Consider the following 23574-nt stretch of genomic DNA (forward strand, 5'->3'; position numbering starts at 1 on the left):
TATGCCAATCTCACATAAAAGTACGCCGAAACCTCAGGAATTCGCGGCAATCGACCTCGGCTCGAACAGCTTCCATATGGTCATTGCCCGCGTGGTGGATGGCGCTTTGCAAGTGCTGGGACGCCTGAAACAGCGCGTGCATCTGGCCGATGGGCTGGATGCGCACAATCGCCTGAGCGAAGAAGCGATTGAGCGCGGGCTGAGCTGTCTGGCGTTGTTCGCCGAACGTTTGCAGGGCTTCAGTTCCGCCAACGTGACGATCGTCGGCACGCACACGCTGCGTATCGCCAGCAATGCGGAAAAGTTTCTGCAGCGCGCGGCCGAGGTGATTCCCTATCCGATCGAAGTGATCTCCGGCAACGAAGAAGCGCGTCTGATTTTTATGGGCGTGGAGCACACGCAGCCGGAAAAAGGCCGCAAGCTGGTGATCGATATCGGCGGCGGCTCCACCGAACTGGTGATTGGGGAAGACTTTGAGCCGCAACTGGTAGAGAGCCGCCGCATGGGCTGCGTCAGCTTCGCCAATCTCTTCTTCCCCAAAGGCGAAATTACGCCAGAAAACTTCCGCCGCGCGCGCCTCTCCGCTGCGCAAAAGCTGGAAACCATGGCGTGGCAATATCGTTTGCACGGCTGGCAATATGCGCTAGGCGCGTCGGGCTCCATTAAAGCGGCCTGCGAAGTGCTGCTAGCGATGGGCGAAAAAGAGAAGCTGATTACGCCAGAAACGCTGGAATTGCTGACCAGCGAAGTGCTGAAGCATAAGTCGTTTAATGCGCTGAGCCTGCCGGGCTTGTCGGAAGAGCGTAAGGCGGTATTTGTACCGGGCTTAGCAATTTTGTGTGGCGTGTTTGATGCGTTAGCGATTCGCGAGCTGCGTCTCTCTGACGGCGCACTGCGTGAAGGCGTGCTGTATGAGATGGAAGGCCGTTTCCGTCATCAGGACATTCGCAGCCGCACCGCGCAAAGTCTGGCAAATCACTATGCGATTGATAGCGATCAGGCGCGTCGCGTGCTGGAAACCACCGAGAAGCTCTATTTGCAGTGGCAGGAGCAGAATCCCAAGCAAGCCAATCCACAACTGTCGGCGCTGCTGAAATGGGCTGCGCTGCTGCATGAAGTGGGATTGACCATCAATCACAGCGGTATGCAGCGCCATTCGGCTTACATCCTGCAGAACTCCAACATGCCGGGCTTTAATCAGGATCAACAGATGCTGTTGGCCACGCTGGTACGTTATCACCGCAAAGCGGTGAAGCAGGATGAGATGCCGCGTTTCACCTTGTTTAAAAAGAAACAGTTTCTGCCGATGGTATTCCTGCTGCGTCTTGGCACGCTGCTGAATAATCAGCGCCAGGCGACCACCAAACCGGATTCGCTTAAGCTCAGCACCGACGACGGCCACTGGACGCTGACCTTCCCTGCCGGCTTCCTGAGCCAGAATACGTTGGTGCAGCTGGATCTGGAGCGCGAGCAAGCTTACTGGAATGATGTCACCGGCTGGAAACTAATGCTGGAAGAAGAGGAGTAATGCGGGCAGCTGGCCCGCAATCTGGTTATGACTACACGCCCCGATAACTATTACGCTGAAAAATACGGTCTCACGTCGACCCATTCTGAAGTGCTGGCGGCCCTGCCTCATCTTGAAGTAGGGAAAGCACTGGATTTGGGCTGCGGCCAGGGCCGCAATAGTCTGTTTCTCAATCAGCATGGCTTTGACGTGACGGCCTGGGACAGCAATCCCGCCAGTCTGGAGCGCCTGAACAGCATCATCGCGGAAGAGAATCTACAGAACATTCACACCGAGCTGTGCGATCTGAATAGCGTGCGCTTCAACGGCAGCTATCAGTTTGTGCTGTCGACCGTGGTGATGATGTTCCTGCAGCCGGCAACCATTCCGCAGCTGATTGCCGATATGCAGGCCAGCACGCGTAAATATGGCTACAACCTGATTGTGGCGGCGATGGATACCGATGATTATCCCAATACGCAAAACTTCCCATTTGCGTTTAAATCCGGTGAACTCAGCCACTATTACCGCAACTGGCATATTGTGAAGTACAACGAAGAGGTCGGTGAACTGCATCGTCGTGATGAAAACGGTAACCGCATTAAAACCCGTTTCGCCACGCTGCTGGCGCAGAAAGCCAGTTACTGAATTAACGGCCGCTTTGTGCGGCCATTCGATTGTCTGATGTCGATCAGTGCGCTGAACCTTTTTCGCTCATTTTTCACACAGCGATTGCTTTAGCGATCTAAGTGTGACTAAATATTGCCTCCGCCCATCGGGCATTTACAGGAACCACCCCGCGTGAACAGCGCTATCTCTGCACGAAGACGTCCCAAAACTGGCACCATGACCCGCATTGTTTTACTGGTCAGCTTCTTAATTTTGTTTGGCCGCCTGCTTTTCATCATTCCCGGTGCCATCGAGCATCATCAGCAAAAGAAAGCCATCCCTGAACCGGTCACGCTGAGCACCAGTGATTCGCGCTAAATAATCTGCGGGTTGGCTGTCGCTGCTAAACATTGTCCTTTGAGACAATGCTGCTTTTTACGTCCTGTTACCCGCAACGCGCTACACTGTGAGCTGACTTTACAGACACAAGGAACGCGTTATGTCTGCTTCGCATTCACAAAAATTAGCTGAAACCCGTCATCACATTCTCAACCTGCTGCTCAACGAGCACGATCTGGTTGATGTTCTGCTGGATAAATCCGTCGATCTGAATGCCGCCGAACTGCGTGATATCACCGACTGGCGTCATGAATTAGAGCTTGAGCTGCAGCAATTGCACGCCGCGGATTTAGCCGACATCCTCGAAGCCTTGCCGGAAGAAGAGCGTCAGGCGCTGTGGCGTTTAGTGCCGACGGCGCAGCGCGGTCACGTTCTGGTTGAGGCTTCAGAAACCGTTTGGGCCAGCCTGACGGAAGAAATGTCTGATCGCGATATTCTGCACGCCATCGAGCCGCTGGATATCGACGATCAGGTATATCTGGCGCGCTACCTGCCGCGCGATTTAACCGGACGTCTGCTCACTACCCTTGAACCAAGCCTGCGCGCGCGGCTGATGAGCGTGATCGAGCTGGATCGCGATCGCGTCGGGCAGATCATGGATTTCAATATCCTGACGGTGCGCTCTGACGTGACCTTAGCCACGGTGCAGCGCTATCTGCGTAAAGGCAAAAAAATGCCTAACGGCACCGATAAGATCTTTATCACCGACGAACAAAATCAACTGGTAGGTGAGTTAACGCTCACTGATATTCTGCTCAACAAACCGAAGATGCTGGTCGCAGAAGTGATGAATTCGCATCCCACCACGTTTCAGCTCAACGATAAAGCGGAAGACGCCGCCAGCGCGTTTGAACGTTATAACCTGATCTCCGCTGCGGTCACCGATGCTCAAGGCAAACTGATTGGCCGTATCACCATTGAAGACGTGGTCGATTTGGTGAACGAAGAGAACGAAAGCAACATCCGTAAAATGGGGGGGATCAGCCAGGGCGAAGACGTGTTTGCGCCGGTGCGCAAAGCGGTGGGCAAACGCTGGGCGTGGTTGGCGGTTAACCTGTGTACTGCATTTGTCGCTTCGCGCGTGATTGGCCTGTTCGAAGCCACCATATCGCAGCTGGTTGCGCTGGCGGCGCTGATGCCAATTGTCGCCGGCATCGGCGGCAACACCGGCAATCAAACCATTACCATGATTGTGCGTGCGCTGGCGCTGCATCAGGTTGAACCGGGTAACTTCTCGTTCCTGATCATGCGTGAACTCGGCGTGGCATTGATTAACGGCCTGTTCTGGGGCGGCATTATGGGCGGCGTCACCTGGCTGATGTACGACAACCTGCAACTCGGCGGCGTGATGATGCTGGCGATGGTGCTGAACCTGCTGCTGGCCGCGCTGATGGGCGTGCTGATTCCGTTAATCATGACCAGGATGAAACGCGATCCCGCCGTTGGCTCCAGCGTGCTGATCACCGCGATCACCGATACCGGCGGATTCTTTATCTTCCTTGGTCTGGCGACGATATTTTTGCTGCATCATTAAGGCTTTAAACAGTGTGCGTAACGTTGCAGCATCTGCTGTAAATTGAGTTGCAACGTTGCGCGCGCCAGTTCACTCATTGCTGGATTGACCCGCGTTGAACCACGCTGATTTAACCACTCCAGCACATCGATTAAATGCCATATGGCTGTTTTTCCATCATGAATCGGACGCGGAAACTGCGGGCTATGGCTGAGCATCAGCTTGCGCATGTTCTGCCGCGAAACACCTATCAACTCTGCGATATCCGTCAGCCCGACTAAATCTGGCGCGGCTTCAATCAGTTCCGCATCTGGCAATGCCTGAAAAACATCCTCCAGCGCGCTGCGCACCGCGTCCTGTGCAGTGCTGTCTTCGCGGCAGAACGTCATGCTTAATTTTCCCGCCACACCCGCGCCAATTAACGCATCAGTGCAGCCTTGCGAGCCGAGCCGTTCGATCACTTCATCGATGTCGCTCTCATCATTGAGCTGAAAACGCAGCGTAAACTCAAATTCCATGTTTCACTCCTCGTCACTTAACCCGCTGAGGGTTTTCACTGCAGTTATCCACCACGCGCCGTAACAGTTTGGCATGCGTTTCAGGATTTTTTGGCGTACTCCAGATGCAGGTAATGCAGTAATCCCCACATCGACACTCTGTCGAATTATCTGGGCAGTACATCTTGCCCCACGCATGGTGACCGCCAACTGCAATCTTCCAACCTCTCGCTTCTGCATATCGCAAAGCTCCTTCGACCGCTTTATGCGGATGCCGCTTCCTCTCTGACATCGCTGGCTACCTTATGCTCACCGCAATAAGTTGTCAACTGACAACCGCGAAGTGTTTCGGTACTATTTCAGCGGCGAATGCTGCAGAAAATAACCAGAACGGTCTCAACGCGCTTTGATTCAGTTTTGTGCTGGAAGACAGCGCACAAAATCAAGCGCACAGCGCCTGAAGTGCATATAGACTCTGTTGTTATCACTGACCTGAAGGAGAAGAAGCATGTTTAACGTGGATGATTTTGTGCAGTCTAAGACCGGTGGCCCAAAGATGCAGGTGCTGCGCGTGGAAGGCGATATGCTGTGGTGCGCTCGCGTTGACGATCACATCAAGCGTGAAATTGAAGTCAGAGCCGATAGCGTGAATCTGTATCACGAAGACGGCGATTTCGGCGTCTGTTAAAAAAATGGCCCCAAATCGGGGCCATTTTTAGGGATTGTCTCGCTGCACATTATTCTGACCGATGCCGCCGATAAACGGCAGACGCAGCCTAAATGGTGTGAAATCCAGCCCCATGTTTAATCCCAGCAAGTTCACTTCCAGCCCCTCTTCCGCGCCAACCGTCACACCCAACACGCCCAGCAGGGAAAGCTGCACGCCGCGACCTGAAGGTGGTAAACCTACCGGATTAAGCAGCGAGCGATAATCTTTGCCGAGCGCGTTAGCCGGTAGATCCAACTTCAACGCCGGAACCTCGCGGCCGATATGCGCCATAAAAGTATTGCTGTTGGGTCCCGGCCAGGCGTGATACGTGGTCGGCCAGGGATAGGATTTAATGGCCGCTTCGATCTGCGGAATCATCGCTTCTGCGCTACTGCCGCGATGGTCAACCAGCAGACGCGGCTTCGCACCGTACCAATAACCATCGGGAAGATTGCTGTTACGACGCACTTTATCGCCGCTGCCCCAGCTAATCACTTCGTAACGGTTATAGCGGGTTTCACCGGCGCGCTTGAAGATAATCCACGGATGCACCGCCACCGCGCCCTTCCAGCCATAAGTCGGCGCAGCATAAACCTGCACGATAGCTTCTGCCGCATAACGCTGCGGATCTGGTGCGATACCGGCCGAATCGCGCCTTGCGGATGCCCAGCCACCGCGTTCAGAGGTGAGCTCACCGCTTCGCGTTGCCTGCGCCAAGCTCGCGCCTAATGAAAGCAAGATGATGCAAAGAAAAGAGATCAGTACGGCTTTGAAAGGCAACATCGACGGCATCCTGATGAGTAAAAATTACTCGCTATCTTGCATCGAAACGGGGCCGTTTGTATTCACGAACTATGCGATACATTTAGCCGCATGATTTGCCATCAGAAGGTTTGAAAAAAAGCCCGCAATTAAGCGGGCTTCGTTTTTACGCAGTAATCAAAGCAGGATTTATTCCCACTCAATCGTCGCAGGTGGTTTACCTGAAATATCATAAACCACGCGGGAAATGCCGTTAACTTCGTTGATGATGCGGTTAGAGACGCGGCCGAGGAAATCGTACGGCAGGTGCGCCCAGTGCGCTGTCATAAAGTCGATGGTTTCCACCGCACGCAGTGAAACAACCCAATCATATTTACGACCATCGCCCATCACGCCAACAGAACGTACTGGCAGGAACACGGTGAACGCCTGGCTGACTTTGTTGTACAAGTCAGCTTTATGCAGCTCTTCGATGAAGATAGCGTCTGCACGGCGCAGCAGGTCGCAGTACTCTTTCTTCACTTCGCCCAGCACGCGCACGCCCAAACCTGGACCTGGGAACGGATGACGATACAGCATGTCGTACGGCAGGCCGAGTTCCAGACCGATTTTACGCACTTCGTCTTTGAACAGCTCTTTCAGCGGCTCAACCAGGCCCATCTTCATCTCTTTCGGCAAACCGCCCACGTTGTGGTGCGATTTGATCACGTGCGCTTTACCGGTGGCAGAAGCCGCCGATTCGATCACGTCAGGATAGATGGTGCCTTGTGCCAGCCACTTCACGTCTTCCAGACGCAGCGCCTGCTCGTCAAACACCTCTACGAATACGCGGCCGATGATTTTACGTTTGGCTTCGGGATCGTTCTCGCCCGCCAGCGCATCAAGGAAGCGCGCTTCTGCCGCAACGTGCACGATGTTCAGACCGAAGTGGTCACCGAACATTTCCAGCACCTGCTCAGCTTCATTCAGACGCAGCAGGCCGTTATCCACGAACACGCAGGTCAGACGCTCGCCGATGGCGCGATGCAGCAGCATCGCGGTCACAGAAGAGTCCACGCCGCCAGACAGACCGAGAATCACTTTGTCATCGCCAACCTGCTGACGAATACGCTCAACCGCATCTTCGATGATTTTGGCTGGCGTCCACAGCGCTTCACAGCCGCAGATGTCACGAATGAAACGCTCAAGCATGCGCAGGCCCTGACGCGTGTGCGTCACTTCCGGGTGGAACTGCACGCCGTAGAATTTCTTCTCTTCGTTAGCCATGATGGCAAACGGACAGGTTTCGGTGCTGGCAACGGTTTCGAAACCGGCTGGGATGGCGGTGACTTTGTCGCCGTGGCTCATCCAAACGTCCAGCAGCGGTTTACCTGCTGCGCTAATCGCATCTTCGATGTCACGCACCAGCGCGCTCTGAGTCAGCACTTCAACCTGCGCATAACCAAATTCGCGCTCGTTAGAGCCTTCAACCTTGCCGCCCAACTGCATCGCCATGGTCTGCATGCCGTAGCAGACGCCCAACACTGGCACACCCGCGTTAAACACGTATTCCGGCGCACGCGGGCTATTCAGCTCGGTGGTGCTCTCCGGACCGCCAGAGAGAATGATGCCGTTCGGGTTAAACTGGCGAATTTGCTCTTCGGTGACATCCCACGCCCAGAGTTCGCAGTAGACACCCAGCTCACGCACGCGGCGCGCAACCAGCTGCGTATACTGAGAACCAAAATCGAGGATCAAAATGCGATGTTTATGAATATTTTCAGTCGTCATTGAGGCGTTTCCATTGGGATGGACTTAATAATAAAAGCGCCCGGCGGGTGCCGGGCGCTAAATTTTATGGGATTATGAACCCATGCGGTAGTTTGGTGACTCTTTGGTGATGGTCACGTCATGCACGTGGCTTTCATTGATGCCCGCGCCGCTAATACGCACGAACTCCGCTTTGGTGCGCAGATCGTCAATGGTCTGGCAACCCGTCAGGCCCATGCAAGAGCGCAAGCCGCCCATCTGCTGGTGCACGATCTCTTTCAGGCGGCCTTTGTAGGCAACGCGGCCTTCGATACCTTCCGGTACCAGTTTGTCAGCGGCGTTATCGCTCTGGAAGTAACGATCTGAAGAGCCTTTGGACATCGCGCCCAGTGAACCCATACCGCGATAAGACTTGAACGAACGGCCCTGATACAGCTCGATTTCGCCCGGAGACTCTTCGGTACCAGCCAGCATAGAACCGACCATGACGGCCGCTGCGCCTGCTGCAATCGCTTTAGCGATGTCGCCAGAGAAGCGGATACCGCCATCAGCGATAACCGGAATGCCGGTGCCTTCCAGCGCGGCAACCGCATCAGAAACCGCGGTGATCTGTGGCACGCCAACACCAGTGACGATACGCGTGGTACAGATTGAGCCAGGACCGATCCCCACTTTCACCGCGCTCACGCCGGCCTGCGCCAGCGCCAATGCGCCTGCGCCGGTGGCAACGTTGCCGCCGATGATTTCCAGGTTCGGGTATTTTGCACGGGTTTCACGAATACGCTGCAGCACGCCTTCAGAGTGACCGTGTGATGAGTCAATCAGCAGCACGTCAACACCGGCAGCAACCAGCGCATCAACGCGCTCTTCATTGCCCGCACCGGCACCAACCGCAGCGCCCACGCGCAGACGGCCTTCCGCATCTTTACACGCGTTAGGTTTACGTTCGGCTTTTTGGAAGTCTTTAACGGTGATCATGCCCAGCAGGTGGAAGCTGTCATCAACAACCAGCGCTTTCTCAACACGTTTTTCATGCATTTTGTGCAGCACAACTTCGCGTGCTTCACCCTCTTTCACCGTTACCAGACGCTCTTTCGGGGTCATCACCGCTGAAACCGGTAAGGTCAGGTCGGTAACAAAACGCACGTCACGGCCCGTGATGATGCCCACCAGCTCGTTGTCGGTGTTCACGACCGGGTAGCCGGCGAAGCCGTTACGTTCGGTCAGCTCTTTCACCGCCGCCAGCGCGGTAGTTGGCAGCACGGTTTGTGGATCGGTAACGACGCCGCTTTCGTGTTTTTTCACCTTACGAACTTCATCCGCCTGGCGCTCAATTGACATGTTTTTGTGAATAAAGCCCAAACCACCTTCCTGCGCCAGCGCAATTGCCAGACCGGCTTCGGTCACGGTGTCCATTGCAGCGGAGAGCATGGGGATGTTCAGACGGATGTTTTTCGTCAGTTGAGTGCTGAGATCAGCGGTGTTCGGTAAGACAGTGGAGTGAGCGGGAACGAGCAGAACGTCATCAAATGTGAGGGCTTCTTTAGCGATTCTTAACATTGCAATATCTCCACCTAGGGGCGATTAAAACAGATAAAATATTGCCGCGGCATTATACAGGCCGAAACCGATTGCCTCCAGTGTTTTTTCAGAAAATGTCTTGATCCTCGGGGCAAGCAATGTAGTATCAGTTGATTAACCCTCTGATTTAAAATTTGATCTACATCACATGTCGCTACCGCCAACCGCCAATATTTTTACCGTCAGCCGCCTGAACACCACGGTGCGCCAACTGCTGGAAAATGAGATGGGCCTGGTGTGGCTCAGCGCTGAAATTTCAAATTTCACTCAGCCCTCTTCCGGTCATTGGTACTTCACGTTGAAGGATGATGGCGCACAAGTGCGCTGCGCGATGTTCCGCAACAGCAATCGTCGCGTCACCTTCCGTCCGCAACATGGCCAGCAAGTGTTAGTGCGCGCCAGCATCACGCTGTATGAGCCGCGCGGCGATTATCAGCTGATTATCGAAAGCATGCATCCGGCCGGTGAAGGCTTGCTGCAGCAGCAATTCGAGCAGCTGAAAGCGCGTTTAGCCGCGGAAGGCTTATTCGATCAACAGTTCAAACAGCCGCTGCCGGATCCGGCGCGTCAGGTGGGCGTGATTACCTCCGCCACCGGCGCGGCGCTGCACGACGTGCTGCGCGTGCTGCATCGACGCGATCCTTCACTGCCGGTGATTATCTATCCCACCGCGGTGCAAGGTGTGGATGCGCCGGCTGGCATTGTGCGTGCCATTGAGCTGGCTAACCAGCGCGATGAGTGTGATGTGCTGATTGTCGGTCGTGGCGGCGGTTCGCTGGAAGATTTGTGGAGCTTCAATGACGAGCGCGTGGCGCGGGCGATTTTTGCCAGCCGCCTGCCGATTGTCAGCGCCGTTGGGCATGAAACCGATGTCACTATCGCTGACTTCGTAGCGGATTTACGTGCGCCGACGCCGTCTGCTGCGGCAGAACTGGTGAGCCGTAATCAGCTTGAACTGTTGCGTCGTTTGCAGTCGCAGCAGCAGCGCATGGAGATGGCGATGGATTTCTATCTGGCTCAGCAGCAGCGTCGCTTCACGCGCATTCAGCACCGCTTGCAGCAGCAGCATCCACAGCTGCGTCTGGCACGCCAGCAAACCGCGCTCTTACAGCTGCAGCGCCGTCTCGGTGAAGCAATGGACCAGCGCATGCGTGTGGCCAATCGTCAGCAGGATCGCCTGCTGCAACGCCTTAACGCCCAGCAGCCGCAGGGACGTATTCTGCGCGCTCAGCAGCAGCTCCAGCAATGGCACTATCGCTTACAGCAGGGCATGGAGAAGCAGCTCAATCACAATCGTCAGCGCTTTGGCACGCTGGCGGCACAGCTGGAAGGCGTGAGCCCGCTGGCGACGCTGGCGCGTGGCTTCAGCGTAACCACCGACACCCAAGGTCAGGTGGTGAAGAAAACCCAACAGCTGAGCAAAGGCGACTTGCTGCGCACCCGGCTGGACGATGGCTGGGTGGAAAGCCAGGTTACCGCACTCGAACCGCAGAAATCCCGGAGCCGCAAAGCGCGTTCATAGCGGGAAAACTATACTTCTGGCATGTACCTAAACGGCCAGGAGTTTTTTTATGTCTTACAGCGTTATTCCTCCCTACATTCTGCGCAATATCATTGATAACTGCTCCGGCGCGCAACAAGACTACGCGCGCCGCACCCTCACCCACGTCCAGCACTTGATGGGCGAACATAACGCTAAACCAGCAAGCACCGCCACCGCTCAGCCAGGCACGGTGCTGCGTGCTATCTATGACGCCGAAGGAACGCAAAATCTGCCCGGCACGTTGGTGCGCGAAGAAGGCCAGCCGGGAAATGGTGATGTTGCAGCCGAAGAAGCCTGGAACTATCTCGGCATTACCTACGATTTCTTCTGGCAAATCTACCAACGCAACTCGCTGGACAATAAAGGCCTCAAGCTCGATGGCACCGTGCATTACGGCAAGGAGTATCAGAACGCCTTCTGGAACGGGCAGCAGATGGTGTTTGGTGACGGTGACGGCGAGATTTTCAATCGCTTCACTATCGCGCTGGATGTGGTGGCGCACGAGCTGACGCACGGCGTGACAGAAACCGAAGCGGGATTGATCTATTTCCAGCAGGCAGGCGCGCTGAATGAATCGATGTCTGACGTGTTTGGTTCGCTGGTGAAGCAATTTCACCTCAAGCAGAGCGCCGATCAGGCCGACTGGATTATCGGCGAAGGTTTACTGGCGCAGGGCATCAACGGGCGCGGATTGCGCTCGATGTCGTCACCGGGAACGGCTTACGATGATCCGGTGCTGGGTAAAGATCCGCAACCGGCCGATATGGCGCACTACATCGAAACGCGTGACGACAACGGCGGCGTGCACCTCAATTCCGGCATTCCCAATCGCGCCTTTTACCTCGCCGCTAAAGCGCTGGGCGGCTTTGCGTGGGAACAGGCCGGTCAAGCGTGGTACGACACGCTGTGCGACAAAACGCTGCCGCAGGATGCCGATTTCAGCACCTTCGCGCGCTTTACCGTGCAGCACGCTAATCAACGATTCAATAGCTCAGTGGCGGAAAAGATCCAATCCGCCTGGCAGCAGGTAGGCGTAACATGGACATCCAACTGACCGATGACGCAATCATTGAGCTGGCGCGGGAAGGCGGAATCGCTTTTATCCCTAAACTGCGCGGCGAACGGCGCTTTGCGCTGGGGGAACTGCCGGAACCGCAAAAGCAGCGCGTCTGCGAAGTACTGGAACAGGCAATGCCGTTGGGGGAAACGGAAGATCAGGCGGCAAATGTCGGTCGTGGCGATCAGCGCTACTACCGCATTCAAATCACCTATGCTACCCATCGCGAAGCGGGAAGTTTCGTGATTTTAATTCCCGAACAACTGGCGCCCCCCGAGCTGCAATCGCTGTGGCGAGACGGTGAATAGGTTATCGGAGATCTCTCAAGGCAGAGCGTAACTGATTGACTATACTCATTATGTGGCTAGCTAGTCCACGTCGAAGAAAACACCCTTAGATGAGGTCTCTGCTATGACACAAAAAAAGCAACGAGGTGGTGCCGGGAACTTTGCAGAGGACCCGGAGCGCGCCAGGGAAGCCGGTAGCGCTGGCGGCAAAGTCAGTGGGGGTAATTTCAGAAACGATCCTGAAAGAGCCAGGGAAGCTGGAAGAAAAGGAGGTCAAAAAAGCCGTCGCCCTTCTAAGCAGCAGTAATTAAGGTGCCTTAAAGGAAGAGATGTGCCACGGAGGGTGATAAAAAAAAGGCCGACATCATGATGTCGGCCTTTCTCCTTTTTTAACTTACTTGCTGTCTGGCAGCGCGTAAGCAATCACGTAATCACCACGGTCTGGCGACTGACGTGCACCGCCTGCGGAGATCAGGATGTACTGTTTGCCGGTTTTCGGCGAAACATAGCTGATTGGACCGCCCTGGCTGCCGACTGGCAGACGTGCTTTCCACACTTCTTTACCGGTTGAGCTATCGAAAGCGCGCAGATAGTAATCCTGCGTACCCGCGATGAACACCAGGCCACCCTGCGTTGCCAGCGTGCCGCCTAAGGTCGGCATACCAATTGGCATTTTCGCGCGCATTTTGATACCAAACGGACCGGTATCTTCTACCGTACCCACCGGCACCTGCCACACAATCTGACGGGTTTTCATATCAATCGCTGACAGCGTACCGAACGGCGGAGCCTGGCACGGAATGCCCAGCGGCGACATGAAGCGGTTTTTGTTCACCGCGTACGGTGTACCTTTCAGCGGAACCGCACCCATACCGGTGTTGATGGCTTCACCGCCGTTGCTGGCCGCCGTTTTGCTGGTGTCTTGTGGGATCATCTGTACCCACAGGCCCAGACGCATGTCGTTAACGAACATGTACTGGTTGTTCGGGTCAAACGAGATACCGCCCCAGTTCATACCACCTAGTGAACCTGGGAAGCTGAGGGATTTATCGGTATCCGGCACGGTGAACAGACCATCGTAACGCATGCCTTTAAAGGCAATACGACACGCCAGCTGATCAAACGGTGTTGCACCCCACATATCCGACTCCGTCATTTTCTGGTTGCCGATATTTGGCATTTCCACAGAGTGCGGCTGAGTTTTGGTGTACTGCTCGTTCGGGATGTGACCCTGCGGCATCGGCAGCTCTTCAACTTTGGTCAAAGGCTTGCCAGTCAGGCGGTCCAGCACCCAGATCATGCCGGTTTTCGCGCCGATAACGACGGCTGGCTTGTTGGTGCCATCCTTCATCGGGAAGTCGACCAGGCTCGGCTGCATTGGCAGGTCGAAGTCCCACAGATCGTTATGCACGGTCTGATAAACCCACTTCTGCTTACCGGTGGTGGCATCCAACGCCAGGATTGATGCGCCGTAAGTGTGATCCAGTTTGGTACGATTCGCACCCCACAGGTCCACTGACGAGCTACCCATCGGCAGGAACACGGTGTTCATTGCCGGATCGTAAGACATTGGTGCCCACGAGTTTGGCGTACTGCGGGTGTAATTTTTACCCGGCATCAGCACCGCATTGGGGTCGTCATTGCCTGGGTCAAACGCCCAACGCATCTGACCGGTGATGACGTCAAAACCACGCAGCACGCCGCCAGGCATGTCGGTCTGTACGTTATCGGCGACACGACCACCCACAACTACGGTGGTACCGGCCATCGCTGGCGGTGACGTCAGCTGATATTGCGGATCTGGCGCACTGCCCAGACCGGTTTTCAGGTCAACCACACCGTGCGTACCGAAGGTGTCGCACAGCTCACCGTTGTCGGCGTTGATAGCAATCAGACGCGCATCAATGGTGTTCATCAGAATACGACGCTGACAGGTATCGCCAGCAGGCAGCACAGCGGCAGTAACCGGCGTTGAACCCGGCTCGGTTGGCTGCTGCAGGGGTTTAGTCGCATCGAAATAGGCTAAGCCACGGCAGCGGTTCCACACTTCTGCCTGCGCGTTGATTTCGCGTTTCCAGATTTCCTTACCGCTGTCTGCGGCAACCGCAATCACATTGTTATGCGGGGTGCACAGGAACAGCGTGTTGCCCACCTGCAGCGGGGTTTGCTGATCTTCCGCACCGTTACCGGTTGGGCTGATTGGCGTATCGCCAGTGTGGAAAGTCCAGGCAACCTGCAGTTCTTTCACGTTGTCGCGGGTAATCTGATCGATGGCAGCGAAGCGGTCGCCACCCGGCGTACGGCCGTAGCTGCTCCAGTCTTGCTGAGGTTTTGATTTATCGACCGGAATCAGCGGCAGCTGTTTACCGTCAAATGCCACGGTAGGATGCGGCTGGAACATCTGCACGAAAGTCGCCACCATGCCCACCACGATCACCGCAGACAGCACATAAGAGACTTTTGCCAGGGAGCTTTTGCCTTCGCTTTTACGCAGGGCTGGCCAGGTGAGGAATGCAAACAGCATCAAGCCGGCCGGCACCATCAAGCGCGAGACCAGCGGCCAGAAATGCAGGCCTGCATCAAACAGTGACCAAATCAGCGTGCCAGCAAACACCAGAATAAACAGGGTGACGGCGGATGATTTGCGACGGAAGAACTGAATGGCCGCCAGCAACATAACGATACCGGCGATGAGGAAGTACCAGCTGCCGCCCAGCGCGACCAGCTTGCCGCCGCCGATTGCGAAGAACAAGCCGATTGCCAGCAAGACCAGGCCAAACAGTACGGACCAGATGCTCAGCCCTTTGCCGGGACGAGCGGAATTTTCTGCCATAACAAAAACTCTCCTGAAAAAATAAAGCGCTGGCGCCGATAAATCTGTGGCAGCCGATGACAAGGCCCCAGCCGCAGCGGGAGACAGGAACTATTCCGTTACGCTTTATTTTATATCTATTGATACGGGTGCAATGCCCGTGATTCGGCGCTTGTGAGCGAGGACACAACGTAGGTGAGAGTGATTCTCGCGACAAGGCGGCAGGATTGTACCACCTGGTACAATAAAAAGTGAATATCCATAACGCGGCAGTCACTGGTTAATAGCATTTTTGCTACAAATCCAGGCGTAACTTGTTAATAACTCTAGGCGTGGAATCCGGAGTTTTTAATCTGCGATGAAGTCAGGCGTAAATTCGACGCGCTTTTTCGAGATGAGACCGTCGCCGTGCTGACAAAAGTAGTCGACAGCGCCACAGGCTTTCAGCACTTGTAACGGCTGATGGCAATCCGGGCATAAGGCGATACGATCGAAATGACGTTCACAATTGGGGCAGTCAAAACCGGTTTCACTGAGAGTGAGTGGTTGCTGACAGGTTGGGCAGGAAAAGTTCATCCATTATCCTCTGCGCTTTGGATGGCGGTCGCCATAAATGGCGCCACTACAAGTTACAGGTGAAAAAAAAGGGCCCTGCTGGGCCCTTCTCATCTTAACGCTTGTTCTTCTTCAGATGCGACATCAGACGCTGACGTTTACGCTGCTGCGTTGGCGTCAACAGGTTGCGTTTGCCCGCGTACGGGTTATCGCCTTCTTTGAACTGAATGCGAATCGGCGTACCCATAACGTTGAGTGAACGACGGAAGTAGTTCATCAGGTAACGCTTATAGGAATCAGCCAGATCTTTCACCTGGTTGCCGTGAATCACCACGATTGGCGGGTTATAACCACCGGCGTGCGCATACTTCAGCTTCACGCGGCGACCCCGCACCAACGGCGGTTGGTGATCGTCGGCGGCCATGGTCATAATGCGCGTCAGCATTGCGGTGCCCACACGTTTGGTAGAGCAGTCGTACGCTTCGGTCACCGATTCGAACAGGTTGCCGACGCCGCTGCCGTGCAGGGCGGAAATAAAGTGGATGCGCGCAAAATCGATAAAGCCCAGGCGGAAGTCCAACATCTCTTTGACTTCATCTCTGGCTTCCTGCGTCATGCCATCCCACTTATTGACCACGATCACCAGTGAGCGCCCACTGTTCAGGATAAAGCCGAGCAGCGAGAGATCCTGATCGGAGATTCCGGCACGCGCATCAATCACCAGCATTACCACGTTAGCATCTTCGATAGCTTGCAACGTTTTGATAACTGAGAATTTTTCGACGGTTTCGGTGATTTTACCGCGCTTACGTACGCCAGCGGTATCAATCAGGACATACTCACGTCCGTCACGTTCCATCGGAATATAGATGCTGTCGCGCGTGGTGCCCGGCATGTCGAAGACCACGACACGGTCTTCGCCAAGAATGCGGTTAGTTAGCGTTGACTTACCCACGTTCGGGCGGCCAACGATAGCGAGTTTGATCGGCAGTGTGGTTGGGTCGAAATCTTCTTCTTCCTCTTCCTCCAGCGCCTTCTCACTCTCTTCTTCTAAATCGGCCCAATAGGCGGCGTTCTCTTCTTCTTCAGTGAGCTCGACTTCTGGAACGATTTCTTCCATCCACGGCAACAGTGCGGTTTCCAACAGGCTGTTAACGCCGCGGCCATGCGAAGCTGCAATGGCGTGAATCTCGCCTAAGCCCAGCGCATAGAAATCGAGCACCGCCGCTTCCGGGTCGATACCGTCAGTTTTGTTGGCGACAACAAAGGTGGCTTTCTCACGGGCACGCAGATGATTGGCGATTTGCTGATCCGCCGGCATCACGCCCGCGCGCGCATCCACCATAAACAGCACCACATCGGCTTCTTCAATCGCCAGCAGCGACTGCTCCGCCATGCGGTTTTCTACGCCCTCTTCGGTGCCATCAATACCGCCGGTATCAATAACAATGAATTCGCGCCCTTCCACTTCGGCGCGACCATATTTGCGATCGCGAGTCAGTCCAGGAAAATCCGCCACCAGCGCATCACGTGTGCGTGTTAAACGGTTAAATAGCGTAGATTTTCCCACATTGGGACGCCCAACCAGCGCGACCACAGGTACCATAACACTTGCCTCAGTTTTTAAAATAATTCGCCCGAATGGCGTGATTATAACGACATTTGACGCCAGGCGTCAGGCTGAAGGCGCAAAGAATACCATGCCTGACTAAAAACGAAACGGCCCCTGACGAATCAGGAGCCGTGTAAGCGAGCGGGAAACGCGTTCCCGCAGAGCCAAATCCTTAACGGGTGATGGCGTAAACTTCTCCGCCTTTCGCCTGGATCAGCAGCTTGTCACCGGCAACAACCGGTTCAGTCTGGAAGCCATCGCTGTCCAGTTTCTGCTGCGCCACGAAGCGGCCGTCAAGGGTGTTAATCCAGTGCAGATAACCTTCGCTATCACCGACAACCAGATAACCGTTGAACAGCACCGGCGAGGTCAGATTACGATGCAGCAGATCGCTTTGACGCCAGATGGCTACGCCACCGTCAGCATTCAGGGCAATCACGCGGTCATCCTGATCGACCAGGTAGATACGACCCGCATCCACCACCATGTCTTTCACGCCGCCAATCTCACGTTTCCACAGCACCTGACCAGAACGCAGTTCCAGCGCGGTGAGGTTACCGTTATACGCCAGCGCATAAACCACACCGTTTACCACGACTGGCGTAGTATCGACGTCGCTCAGGCGATCGATTTCCGTGGCGCCGCTTGGCTGCGAAATACGCTGCTGCCAAATCAGCTGACCTTGATTGACGATGACTGCGCTCACGCGGCCATTATCGCCACCCACAATTGCGCCACCAAAGGCCACGGTCGGGGCTGATTCACCGCGCAGTGACAGCGCAGGCATATCAAGGTTAACGGTCCATTTGATCACGCCAGTGCTTTGATCAAGGCCTTGCAACATACCGTTGCTGGTGTGAACCAGCACTAAACCGTCGCTCACCACCGGACGCGACAGCGCTTCACCGGCGACCTTGGTCTGCCAGGCAATGCCACCATCGCTGGTATTCAACGCAAATACCTGACCACGTTCGCTACCGATGTAGATGCGATCGCCGCTGGCGGTGACGCCGCCAGAGAGCAGTGCCGAGATGTTTTTCGAGAAGAAGCCGGTTTTCTCAGAGAGATCGACTTTCCATTTCTCTTTACCATTGCTGGCATCAAGCGCTTTAACCACACCAAAACGATCCGCAGCATACACGGTACCGTCCAGCCAGGCTGGATGCAGATTGGAATAGAAATCACCAACGCCATCGCCAACCGAGGTGCTCCACGCGGTCTGCGGCGTAAACTGGTTTTCCACTTTAGGCAGCGGGGCCATTTTCACTACATCTTCTTCGCCGCTGAACAGCGAGCAACCGCTGAGCAGAGTGACTGAAATCAGCCCTGGCAGCAGGTATTTACGTAATTCCATGTGCGCTCTCTTGACTGGCTTAACTTAAGTTATTCATCTTCATCTGCAGCATTTGCTTCAGCGCAGGAGAGGCCTGCGATTCAGCACCTTTGCTCCAGGCATCACGCGCGCCCTGCTTATCGCCTTTGCTCAGCAGTGCTTCGCCACGAATGTCCGCCACAATGGCTGTCCAGCCATCACCTTTAACATTGTTAAGGGTAGAAAGTGCGGCATCGGCCTGACTTTGCTGCAACTGAATGCGAGCCAGACGCAGGTTAATCACCGCCTGCAGGTTGGCATCTTTGGTATCTTTCAGCCCACTCTGTAACAGAGTGATAGCTTTATCGAGCTGATTGGTTTCAACATACTGCTTAGCCAGATCCAACGAAGCCAACGCACCATAGGTGTTGTTGTTTTCGCTGGCGAAAGTGGCGACCGCTTCCAGCGAATCAGGCTTGTCCGCCTGCATCGCGCTGGTCAGTTGTTGATATTCTGCTGATGCCGCTTTATCGGTGCCTTCCTGATGACTGGACCAGAAACGCCAGCCACCCAGCGCAGCGATACCGATGATTACGCCAACGGCCAGGAATTTGCCATTGTTGGCAAAGAACTGACGCAGCGCGTCAACTTGTTCGTTTTCGTTGCTGTAAACTTCCACGCAATCCCTCTCTTTAAAATGGCTGTTGCAGTGCTGCGCTTACTGCAGCAGCGTGCGCAACGTCGCAGCGGCGTCGCTCTGAGCCAGCGTCTGTTGATCGCCGGTACGCAGGTCTTTCACCACAACCTGGCCCGCTTTCACTTCATCTTCGCCCAGCACCAGCGCAATGCGTGCGCCCCACTTGTCTGCACGGGCAAACTGCTTCTTGAAGTTACCGCCACCAAAGTTGGTCATCATCTTCAGTGCCGGATCAGCATCACGCAGTTTTTCCGCCAGTTGCATCGCGGCGGACTGAACGCCCTGCCCCGAAGCGATAACATAGACATCAACAATGCGCGTCGGTTCAAATTCTGGATTAACTGCTTGCACCAGCAACACCAGACGCTCCATACCCATGGCAAAACCAACCGCTGGCGTGGCACGTCCACCCAGCTGTTCAACTAAACCATCGTAACGTCCGCCGCCGCACACGGTGCCCTGCGAACCGAGGCTGCTGGTCACCCATTCAAACACGGTACGGTTATAGTAATCGAGGCCGCGCACCAGGCGCTGGTTAATGCGATAGCTAATGCCCGCGTCGTCCAGCAAGGCACACAGGCCGCTGAAGTGCTCGCGCGACTCCTCATCAAGGAATTCGCCCAGCGTTGGCGCATCGTTTAACAGTTTCTGGATGTCAGGATTTTTGCTGTCGAGCACGCGCAGTGGATTGGTGTACATGCGGCGTTTGCAATCTTCGTCGAGTACGTCCTGATGTTGCTCAAGGAATGCCACCAGCGCGCTGCGATAGTTGGCACGCGCGTCCAGCGAACCGATAGAGTTCAGCTCCAGCTCAACATGCTCGGCAATACCCAACGCTTTCCACCAGCGCGCGGTCATCATGATCAGCTCAGCATCTACGTCCGGGCCTTGCAGGCCGAAGACTTCGACACCCATCTGATGGAACTGGCGATAACGACCTTTCTGCGGGCGCTCGTAGCGGAACATCGGGCCGGTGTACCACAGACGCTGTTCCTGATTGTACAGCAGACCGTGCTCGATACCGGCGCGCACGCAACCTGCTGTGCCTTCCGGACGCAGCGTCAGGCTTTCGCCGTTGCGGTCTTCAAAGGTGTACATCTCTTTCTCAACCACGTCGGTGACTTCACCGATTGCGCGGCTGAACAACGGGGTGTGCTCAACGATTGGCAGACGGATTTCACTGTAACCATAACTGGCCAGCACCTGCTTAAGGGTGCCTTCAATACGCTGCCAAATCGCGGTATCCGCCGGCAGGTAATCGTTCATCCCGCGAATCGCTTGAATATTCTTCGCCACGTTAGAATCTCTTAAGACAAAAAAACCTGAGCGGCATCATACCTTATGAGGATGAAACCGCACAGGTTCAATCACAAACTGGCACGCGACAGGCGCGCACCACGATTATTTTTCCAGCTGCTGCACGTTGATACGGCGGCTTTCATCCAGCATGCTGGCTTTAGCGCGAATACGCGCTTCCAGCTGGTCGATCATGTCGTTGTTATCGAGACGATCGCGCTGGCGCACACCATCTTCGTAGAAGCCGCTTTTCTTGGCTCCGCCGGTCACGCCGAGGGTAGAAACTGTCGCTTCACCCGGACCGTTCACCACGCAACCGATAATGGAAATATCCATCGGTGTGATGATGTCTTCCAGCCGCTCTTCCAGCGCATTGACCGTACCGATGACATCAAACTCCTGACGCGAACAGGTCGGGCAGGCAATAAAGTTGATGCCGCGGGAGCGGATGCGCAGAGATTTGAGGATATCGTAGCCGACTTTCACTTCTTCAACCGGATCGGCCGCCAGCGAAATACGCAGCGTATCGCCGATGCCTTCGGCCAGCAGTAAACCTAAACCGATCGCCGATTTCACGGAACCCGCACGCGCGCCGCCCGCTTCGGTGATACCGAGGTGCAGCGGCTGATCGATGGCTTTCGCCAGCAAACGATAAGATTCAACGGCAAGGAAGACGTCAGAGGCTTTGACGCTCACTTTGAACTGATCAAAATTGAGGCGATCGAGGTGATCCACATGGCGCATCGCGGATTCGAGCAGCGCCTGCGGCGTTGGCTCGCCATATTTTTCCTGCAGATCTTTTTCCAGCGAACCGGCATTAACGCCGATACGGATCGGAATATTGTAATGACGCGCACAATCCACCACCTGGCGAATACGCTCATTGTTGCCGATGTTGCCTGGATTGATACGCAGACAATCCACGCCATATTCAGCGACTTTCAGTGCGATGCGATAGTCAAAGTGAATGTCCGCGACCAGCGGCACGTTGACCTGTTGCTTAATCAGTTTGAAGGCTTCAGCCGCATCCATAGTGGGAACGGAGACGCGCACGATATCAACCCCGACGCGCTCAAGCTGGCGAATCTGGTTAACAGTGGCGTCCACGTCAGTGGTGCGGGTGTTGGTCATTGACTGAACGGCGATGGGCGCACCATCGCCAACTGGCACCTTGCCGACGTAAATCCGTGTTGATTTGCGACGGATGATGGGTGCTTCGTTATGCATATTCTCTCTCCACAATTACCCGGAAAGCGCGCTGCGCGTTATTGCGCACCCAGCGTCAGACGGGCAACCTGGTTATTACGGATAAAACGACTTAAATCAACGGGCTGATTCTGATATTGCACGTCAACCGCACCCGGTGCGCCAATTTTCAGACGATACGGAGCCGTTCCGGACAAACTCAGCTTACCGCCGCTACGTTGCAAACCGCTGAACAACTTCTTGCCGGTCGCATCGCTGACTTCCAGCCAGCAGTCGGCTTTGAAGTTCATTACGATGGCATTCGGATCGCCTGCCGGTTGGCTGACTGCCGCATTCGCGGTAGGCATTTGACCAGCAGGAACACTGTTTGCTGGCGCCGGAGAGGTCGCTGCTGGCGGCGCTGTATCAATCGGAGCCTGGCTTGGCGAAACCACGGCGTTGTCGCTGCCGGTGGTTTGCGCATTGTTGCTCATGCTCGACGCAGGTGCGTCGGCGTTGCTTTCAGGCGTGGCCGCTGCGCCAGCACCGTTATCGACTGGCGTACCGGCAGCGTTAGTGTCCGCATCGGTATTGCTGTCGGTGCTGTTGTCGCCCAATGGAATGGACTGGCTATTGTCGCCGCTGCCGTTTTGATCGGCCATCGACACCAAGTCAGCCTGTGACGCTTTATGGTTTTGCCACCACCACGCACCGGTCAAACCGACTACGACGAAAACCACCAACCAGGTGAAGATCATCAGCCAGCCATCGCGCTTTTTACGACGCTTACCCAATGAGAAGCTCTGCATCGGCTCGATCCTGGCAGCGCGCACCGGAGCCTGTTTTGCCATCATCGGCAGCAGGTCATCTTCCGGCACATGCACCAGACGGGCATAGGAGCGAATGTAACCGCGCAGGAATGTCGAAGCCAAATCAGCAGGTGACTTATCCTCTTCAATATCACGCACGGTAGTAAGTTTCAGGCACAGGCGTTCAGCGACGTTTTGCTGGGTCAGCCCCATCTGCTCACGGGCCAGACGCAGGCGTTCACCTGTGGAATGTACTGCAGAATTCTCTTGAGTGGCTTCAGTATTCATTAGCTAAATAACGCTGGTACTGTATCGATTGTGGAAAACTTCGCGCCAACCGGTCGCCATAACGTGTAACGTCAGCAGCGTTTCCCTGTTGCGCGGCGAAACGTATCTGTAACCACAGGCTCTCTGCCGTTGCGGGCAAACGCTGGTGGTACACTTCTAAAAGCAGCGGAACCGACTGCTGTTCCTGCTGTTCAAGCCGCCTTTCCACTTCCCTCAGCAGTTGACTGCCCTGCTCCGGTGCGGCATCCAGCGCGTAACCTAACTGCTCGCGCGCTGAGGCACTCTCATCAGCCTGCAGGTAACAATAGCCCGAAAACAGGAATGCATCCTGACGAGCATCGATTTCCTGCGCCTCAATTGCCAGCTTAAACTGTTGATGCGCTTCGTCATACTGCCTTAAACCGCAGAGAAACGCACCGTAATTGTTAGCCACATAACCATTCAGCGGCGCTAACTGCTGCGCCTGCTGATAGTGCCAGCGGGTTTGTGCGCTGTTCAGCTGCGCCTGCGCCACACGGGCCAGGGCCAACGGCACGCGATAATCTTTCGGCGCTGCCTGCTGAGCACGCAATAAATTGCGCTGTGCAGCGGCATAATCCTTCACCGCCAGATAATGCAATCCGAGCTGCAGACGGATATCCGCTGCACTCTGCTTTGCAGGATGATTGACACAACCGGTTACAACAAAGCCAGCCAGAATCGCGGCGGGTAATCCTTTATGCATTTCAGTCTCTCCATGAAAAATATGCGGAGAGACTGACATGAGTTACGCCCGCTGAATATCAGCAGGCGCTG

23 protein-coding genes are annotated in these 23574 nt (G+C 55.2%); 9 read left to right on the forward strand and 14 right to left on the reverse strand.

What is annotated here, in order from left to right:
• The first annotated feature begins 1 nt into the window (after nucleotide 1).
• The 4 genes from ppx (at nucleotide 2) to mgtE (ending at nucleotide 4049) form a co-directional block, all read left to right on the forward strand.
• A complete protein-coding gene (gene ppx, locus PO881_RS14070; RefSeq protein WP_280171962.1) occupies nucleotides 2-1528 on the forward strand; it encodes an exopolyphosphatase in 1527 nt (508 codons plus the stop codon).
• A gap of 27 nt (nucleotides 1529-1555) precedes the next feature.
• Complete coding sequence (gene tehB / locus PO881_RS14075; protein WP_280171963.1) at nucleotides 1556-2155, forward strand: tellurite resistance methyltransferase TehB; 600 nt, start codon at nucleotides 1556-1558, stop codon at nucleotides 2153-2155.
• A gap of 153 nt (nucleotides 2156-2308) precedes the next feature.
• Nucleotides 2309-2494, forward strand: a complete 186-nt coding sequence (locus tag PO881_RS14080; RefSeq protein WP_110866478.1) for a YfgG family protein — start codon at nucleotides 2309-2311, stop codon at nucleotides 2492-2494.
• Between the two features lie 121 nt (nucleotides 2495-2615).
• Entirely contained in the window at nucleotides 2616-4049 is a 1434-nt protein-coding gene (gene mgtE, locus PO881_RS14085; protein WP_280171964.1) for a magnesium transporter, read from the forward strand.
• Here mgtE and PO881_RS14090 read toward each other — a convergent pair.
• Together PO881_RS14090 and PO881_RS14095 are read right to left on the reverse strand one after the other, a co-directional pair.
• Nucleotides 4046-4546, reverse strand: coding sequence for a DNA-binding protein (locus PO881_RS14090; RefSeq protein ID WP_277973959.1), 501 nt, complete (start codon nucleotides 4544-4546; stop codon nucleotides 4046-4048). The genes mgtE and PO881_RS14090 overlap by 4 nt on opposite strands.
• 13 nt (nucleotides 4547-4559) lie before the next feature.
• On the reverse strand, nucleotides 4560-4817 hold the full coding sequence (locus tag PO881_RS14095) for a hypothetical protein (protein WP_277973960.1): 258 nt from the start codon (nucleotides 4815-4817) through the stop codon (nucleotides 4560-4562).
• 216 nt (nucleotides 4818-5033) lie between these two features.
• On the opposite strand from PO881_RS14095, the gene PO881_RS14100 reads away from it, so the two are divergent.
• Nucleotides 5034-5213 (forward strand): DUF2158 domain-containing protein, encoded by a 180-nt coding sequence (locus tag PO881_RS14100; protein WP_101763499.1) that lies wholly within the window; start codon nucleotides 5034-5036, stop codon nucleotides 5211-5213.
• A 27-nt stretch (nucleotides 5214-5240) separates the two neighbouring features.
• Here the strand turns inward: PO881_RS14100 and PO881_RS14105 are convergent, their stop codons facing one another.
• The 3 genes from PO881_RS14105 to guaB all read right to left on the reverse strand — a co-directional run bounded on the left by PO881_RS14105 (nucleotide 5241) and on the right by guaB (nucleotide 9305).
• Complete coding sequence (locus tag PO881_RS14105; protein WP_008108318.1) at nucleotides 5241-6017, reverse strand: DUF3750 domain-containing protein; 777 nt, start codon at nucleotides 6015-6017, stop codon at nucleotides 5241-5243.
• Between the two features lie 168 nt (nucleotides 6018-6185).
• On the reverse strand, nucleotides 6186-7766 hold the full coding sequence (guaA, locus tag PO881_RS14110; protein WP_101763498.1) for a glutamine-hydrolyzing GMP synthase: 1581 nt from the start codon (nucleotides 7764-7766) through the stop codon (nucleotides 6186-6188).
• A gap of 72 nt (nucleotides 7767-7838) precedes the next feature.
• Complete coding sequence (gene guaB, locus PO881_RS14115; RefSeq protein ID WP_101763497.1) at nucleotides 7839-9305, reverse strand: IMP dehydrogenase; 1467 nt, start codon at nucleotides 9303-9305, stop codon at nucleotides 7839-7841.
• A gap of 169 nt (nucleotides 9306-9474) precedes the next feature.
• Between guaB and xseA the strand changes: the two genes are divergently transcribed.
• The 4 genes from xseA (at nucleotide 9475) to PO881_RS14135 (ending at nucleotide 12520) form a co-directional block, all read left to right on the forward strand.
• Complete coding sequence (gene xseA / locus PO881_RS14120) at nucleotides 9475-10848, forward strand: exodeoxyribonuclease VII large subunit (RefSeq protein ID WP_101763496.1); 1374 nt, start codon at nucleotides 9475-9477, stop codon at nucleotides 10846-10848.
• 49 nt (nucleotides 10849-10897) lie between these two features.
• Nucleotides 10898-11923, forward strand: coding sequence for a M4 family metallopeptidase (locus PO881_RS14125; RefSeq protein ID WP_192233017.1), 1026 nt, complete (start codon nucleotides 10898-10900; stop codon nucleotides 11921-11923).
• Complete coding sequence (locus tag PO881_RS14130) at nucleotides 11908-12234, forward strand: protealysin inhibitor emfourin (RefSeq protein WP_192411393.1); 327 nt, start codon at nucleotides 11908-11910, stop codon at nucleotides 12232-12234. The genes PO881_RS14125 and PO881_RS14130 overlap by 16 nt, the downstream gene beginning before the upstream one ends.
• Nucleotides 12235-12337: 103 nt before the next feature.
• Nucleotides 12338-12520, forward strand: coding sequence for a general stress protein (locus PO881_RS14135; protein ID WP_045814915.1), 183 nt, complete (start codon nucleotides 12338-12340; stop codon nucleotides 12518-12520).
• 87 nt (nucleotides 12521-12607) lie between these two features.
• Here the strand turns inward: PO881_RS14135 and PO881_RS14140 are convergent, their stop codons facing one another.
• From PO881_RS14140 to pilW, 9 genes are all read right to left on the reverse strand, one after another.
• Nucleotides 12608-15046 carry a glucose/quinate/shikimate family membrane-bound PQQ-dependent dehydrogenase gene (locus tag PO881_RS14140; RefSeq protein WP_280171965.1) on the reverse strand — a complete coding sequence of 813 codons (2439 nt, stop codon included), beginning with the start codon at nucleotides 15044-15046 and terminating at the stop codon, nucleotides 12608-12610.
• Between the two features lie 327 nt (nucleotides 15047-15373).
• Nucleotides 15374-15601: a zinc ribbon domain-containing protein gene (locus PO881_RS14145; RefSeq protein WP_210081469.1), complete on the reverse strand. Its 228-nt coding sequence runs from the start codon at nucleotides 15599-15601 to the stop codon at nucleotides 15374-15376.
• A 94-nt stretch (nucleotides 15602-15695) separates the two neighbouring features.
• Nucleotides 15696-17186, reverse strand: a complete 1491-nt coding sequence (gene der, locus PO881_RS14150; RefSeq protein ID WP_101763491.1) for a ribosome biogenesis GTPase Der — start codon at nucleotides 17184-17186, stop codon at nucleotides 15696-15698.
• A 178-nt stretch (nucleotides 17187-17364) separates the two neighbouring features.
• A complete protein-coding gene (gene bamB, locus PO881_RS14155; protein WP_110866466.1) occupies nucleotides 17365-18546 on the reverse strand; it encodes an outer membrane protein assembly factor BamB in 1182 nt (393 codons plus the stop codon).
• 19 nt (nucleotides 18547-18565) lie between these two features.
• Nucleotides 18566-19183 (reverse strand): YfgM family protein, encoded by a 618-nt coding sequence (locus tag PO881_RS14160; protein ID WP_101763489.1) that lies wholly within the window; start codon nucleotides 19181-19183, stop codon nucleotides 18566-18568.
• 39 nt (nucleotides 19184-19222) lie between these two features.
• Nucleotides 19223-20497: a histidine--tRNA ligase gene (hisS, locus tag PO881_RS14165; protein ID WP_280171966.1), complete on the reverse strand. Its 1275-nt coding sequence runs from the start codon at nucleotides 20495-20497 to the stop codon at nucleotides 19223-19225.
• 105 nt (nucleotides 20498-20602) lie between these two features.
• Nucleotides 20603-21724 carry a flavodoxin-dependent (E)-4-hydroxy-3-methylbut-2-enyl-diphosphate synthase gene (ispG, locus tag PO881_RS14170; protein WP_101763487.1) on the reverse strand — a complete coding sequence of 374 codons (1122 nt, stop codon included), beginning with the start codon at nucleotides 21722-21724 and terminating at the stop codon, nucleotides 20603-20605.
• Between the two features lie 38 nt (nucleotides 21725-21762).
• Nucleotides 21763-22779, reverse strand: a complete 1017-nt coding sequence (gene rodZ, locus PO881_RS14175) for a cytoskeleton protein RodZ (RefSeq protein WP_192411389.1) — start codon at nucleotides 22777-22779, stop codon at nucleotides 21763-21765.
• Nucleotides 22769-23503 (reverse strand): type IV pilus biogenesis/stability protein PilW, encoded by a 735-nt coding sequence (gene pilW, locus PO881_RS14180; protein WP_277973964.1) that lies wholly within the window; start codon nucleotides 23501-23503, stop codon nucleotides 22769-22771. The genes rodZ and pilW overlap by 11 nt, the downstream gene beginning before the upstream one ends.
• Nucleotides 23504-23574: the final 71 nt, after the last annotated feature.

Origin of the sequence: Pantoea sp. SS70 (assembly GCF_029866845.1) — a bacterium.
GTDB lineage: Bacteria > Pseudomonadota > Gammaproteobacteria > Enterobacterales > Enterobacteriaceae > Pantoea > Pantoea leporis.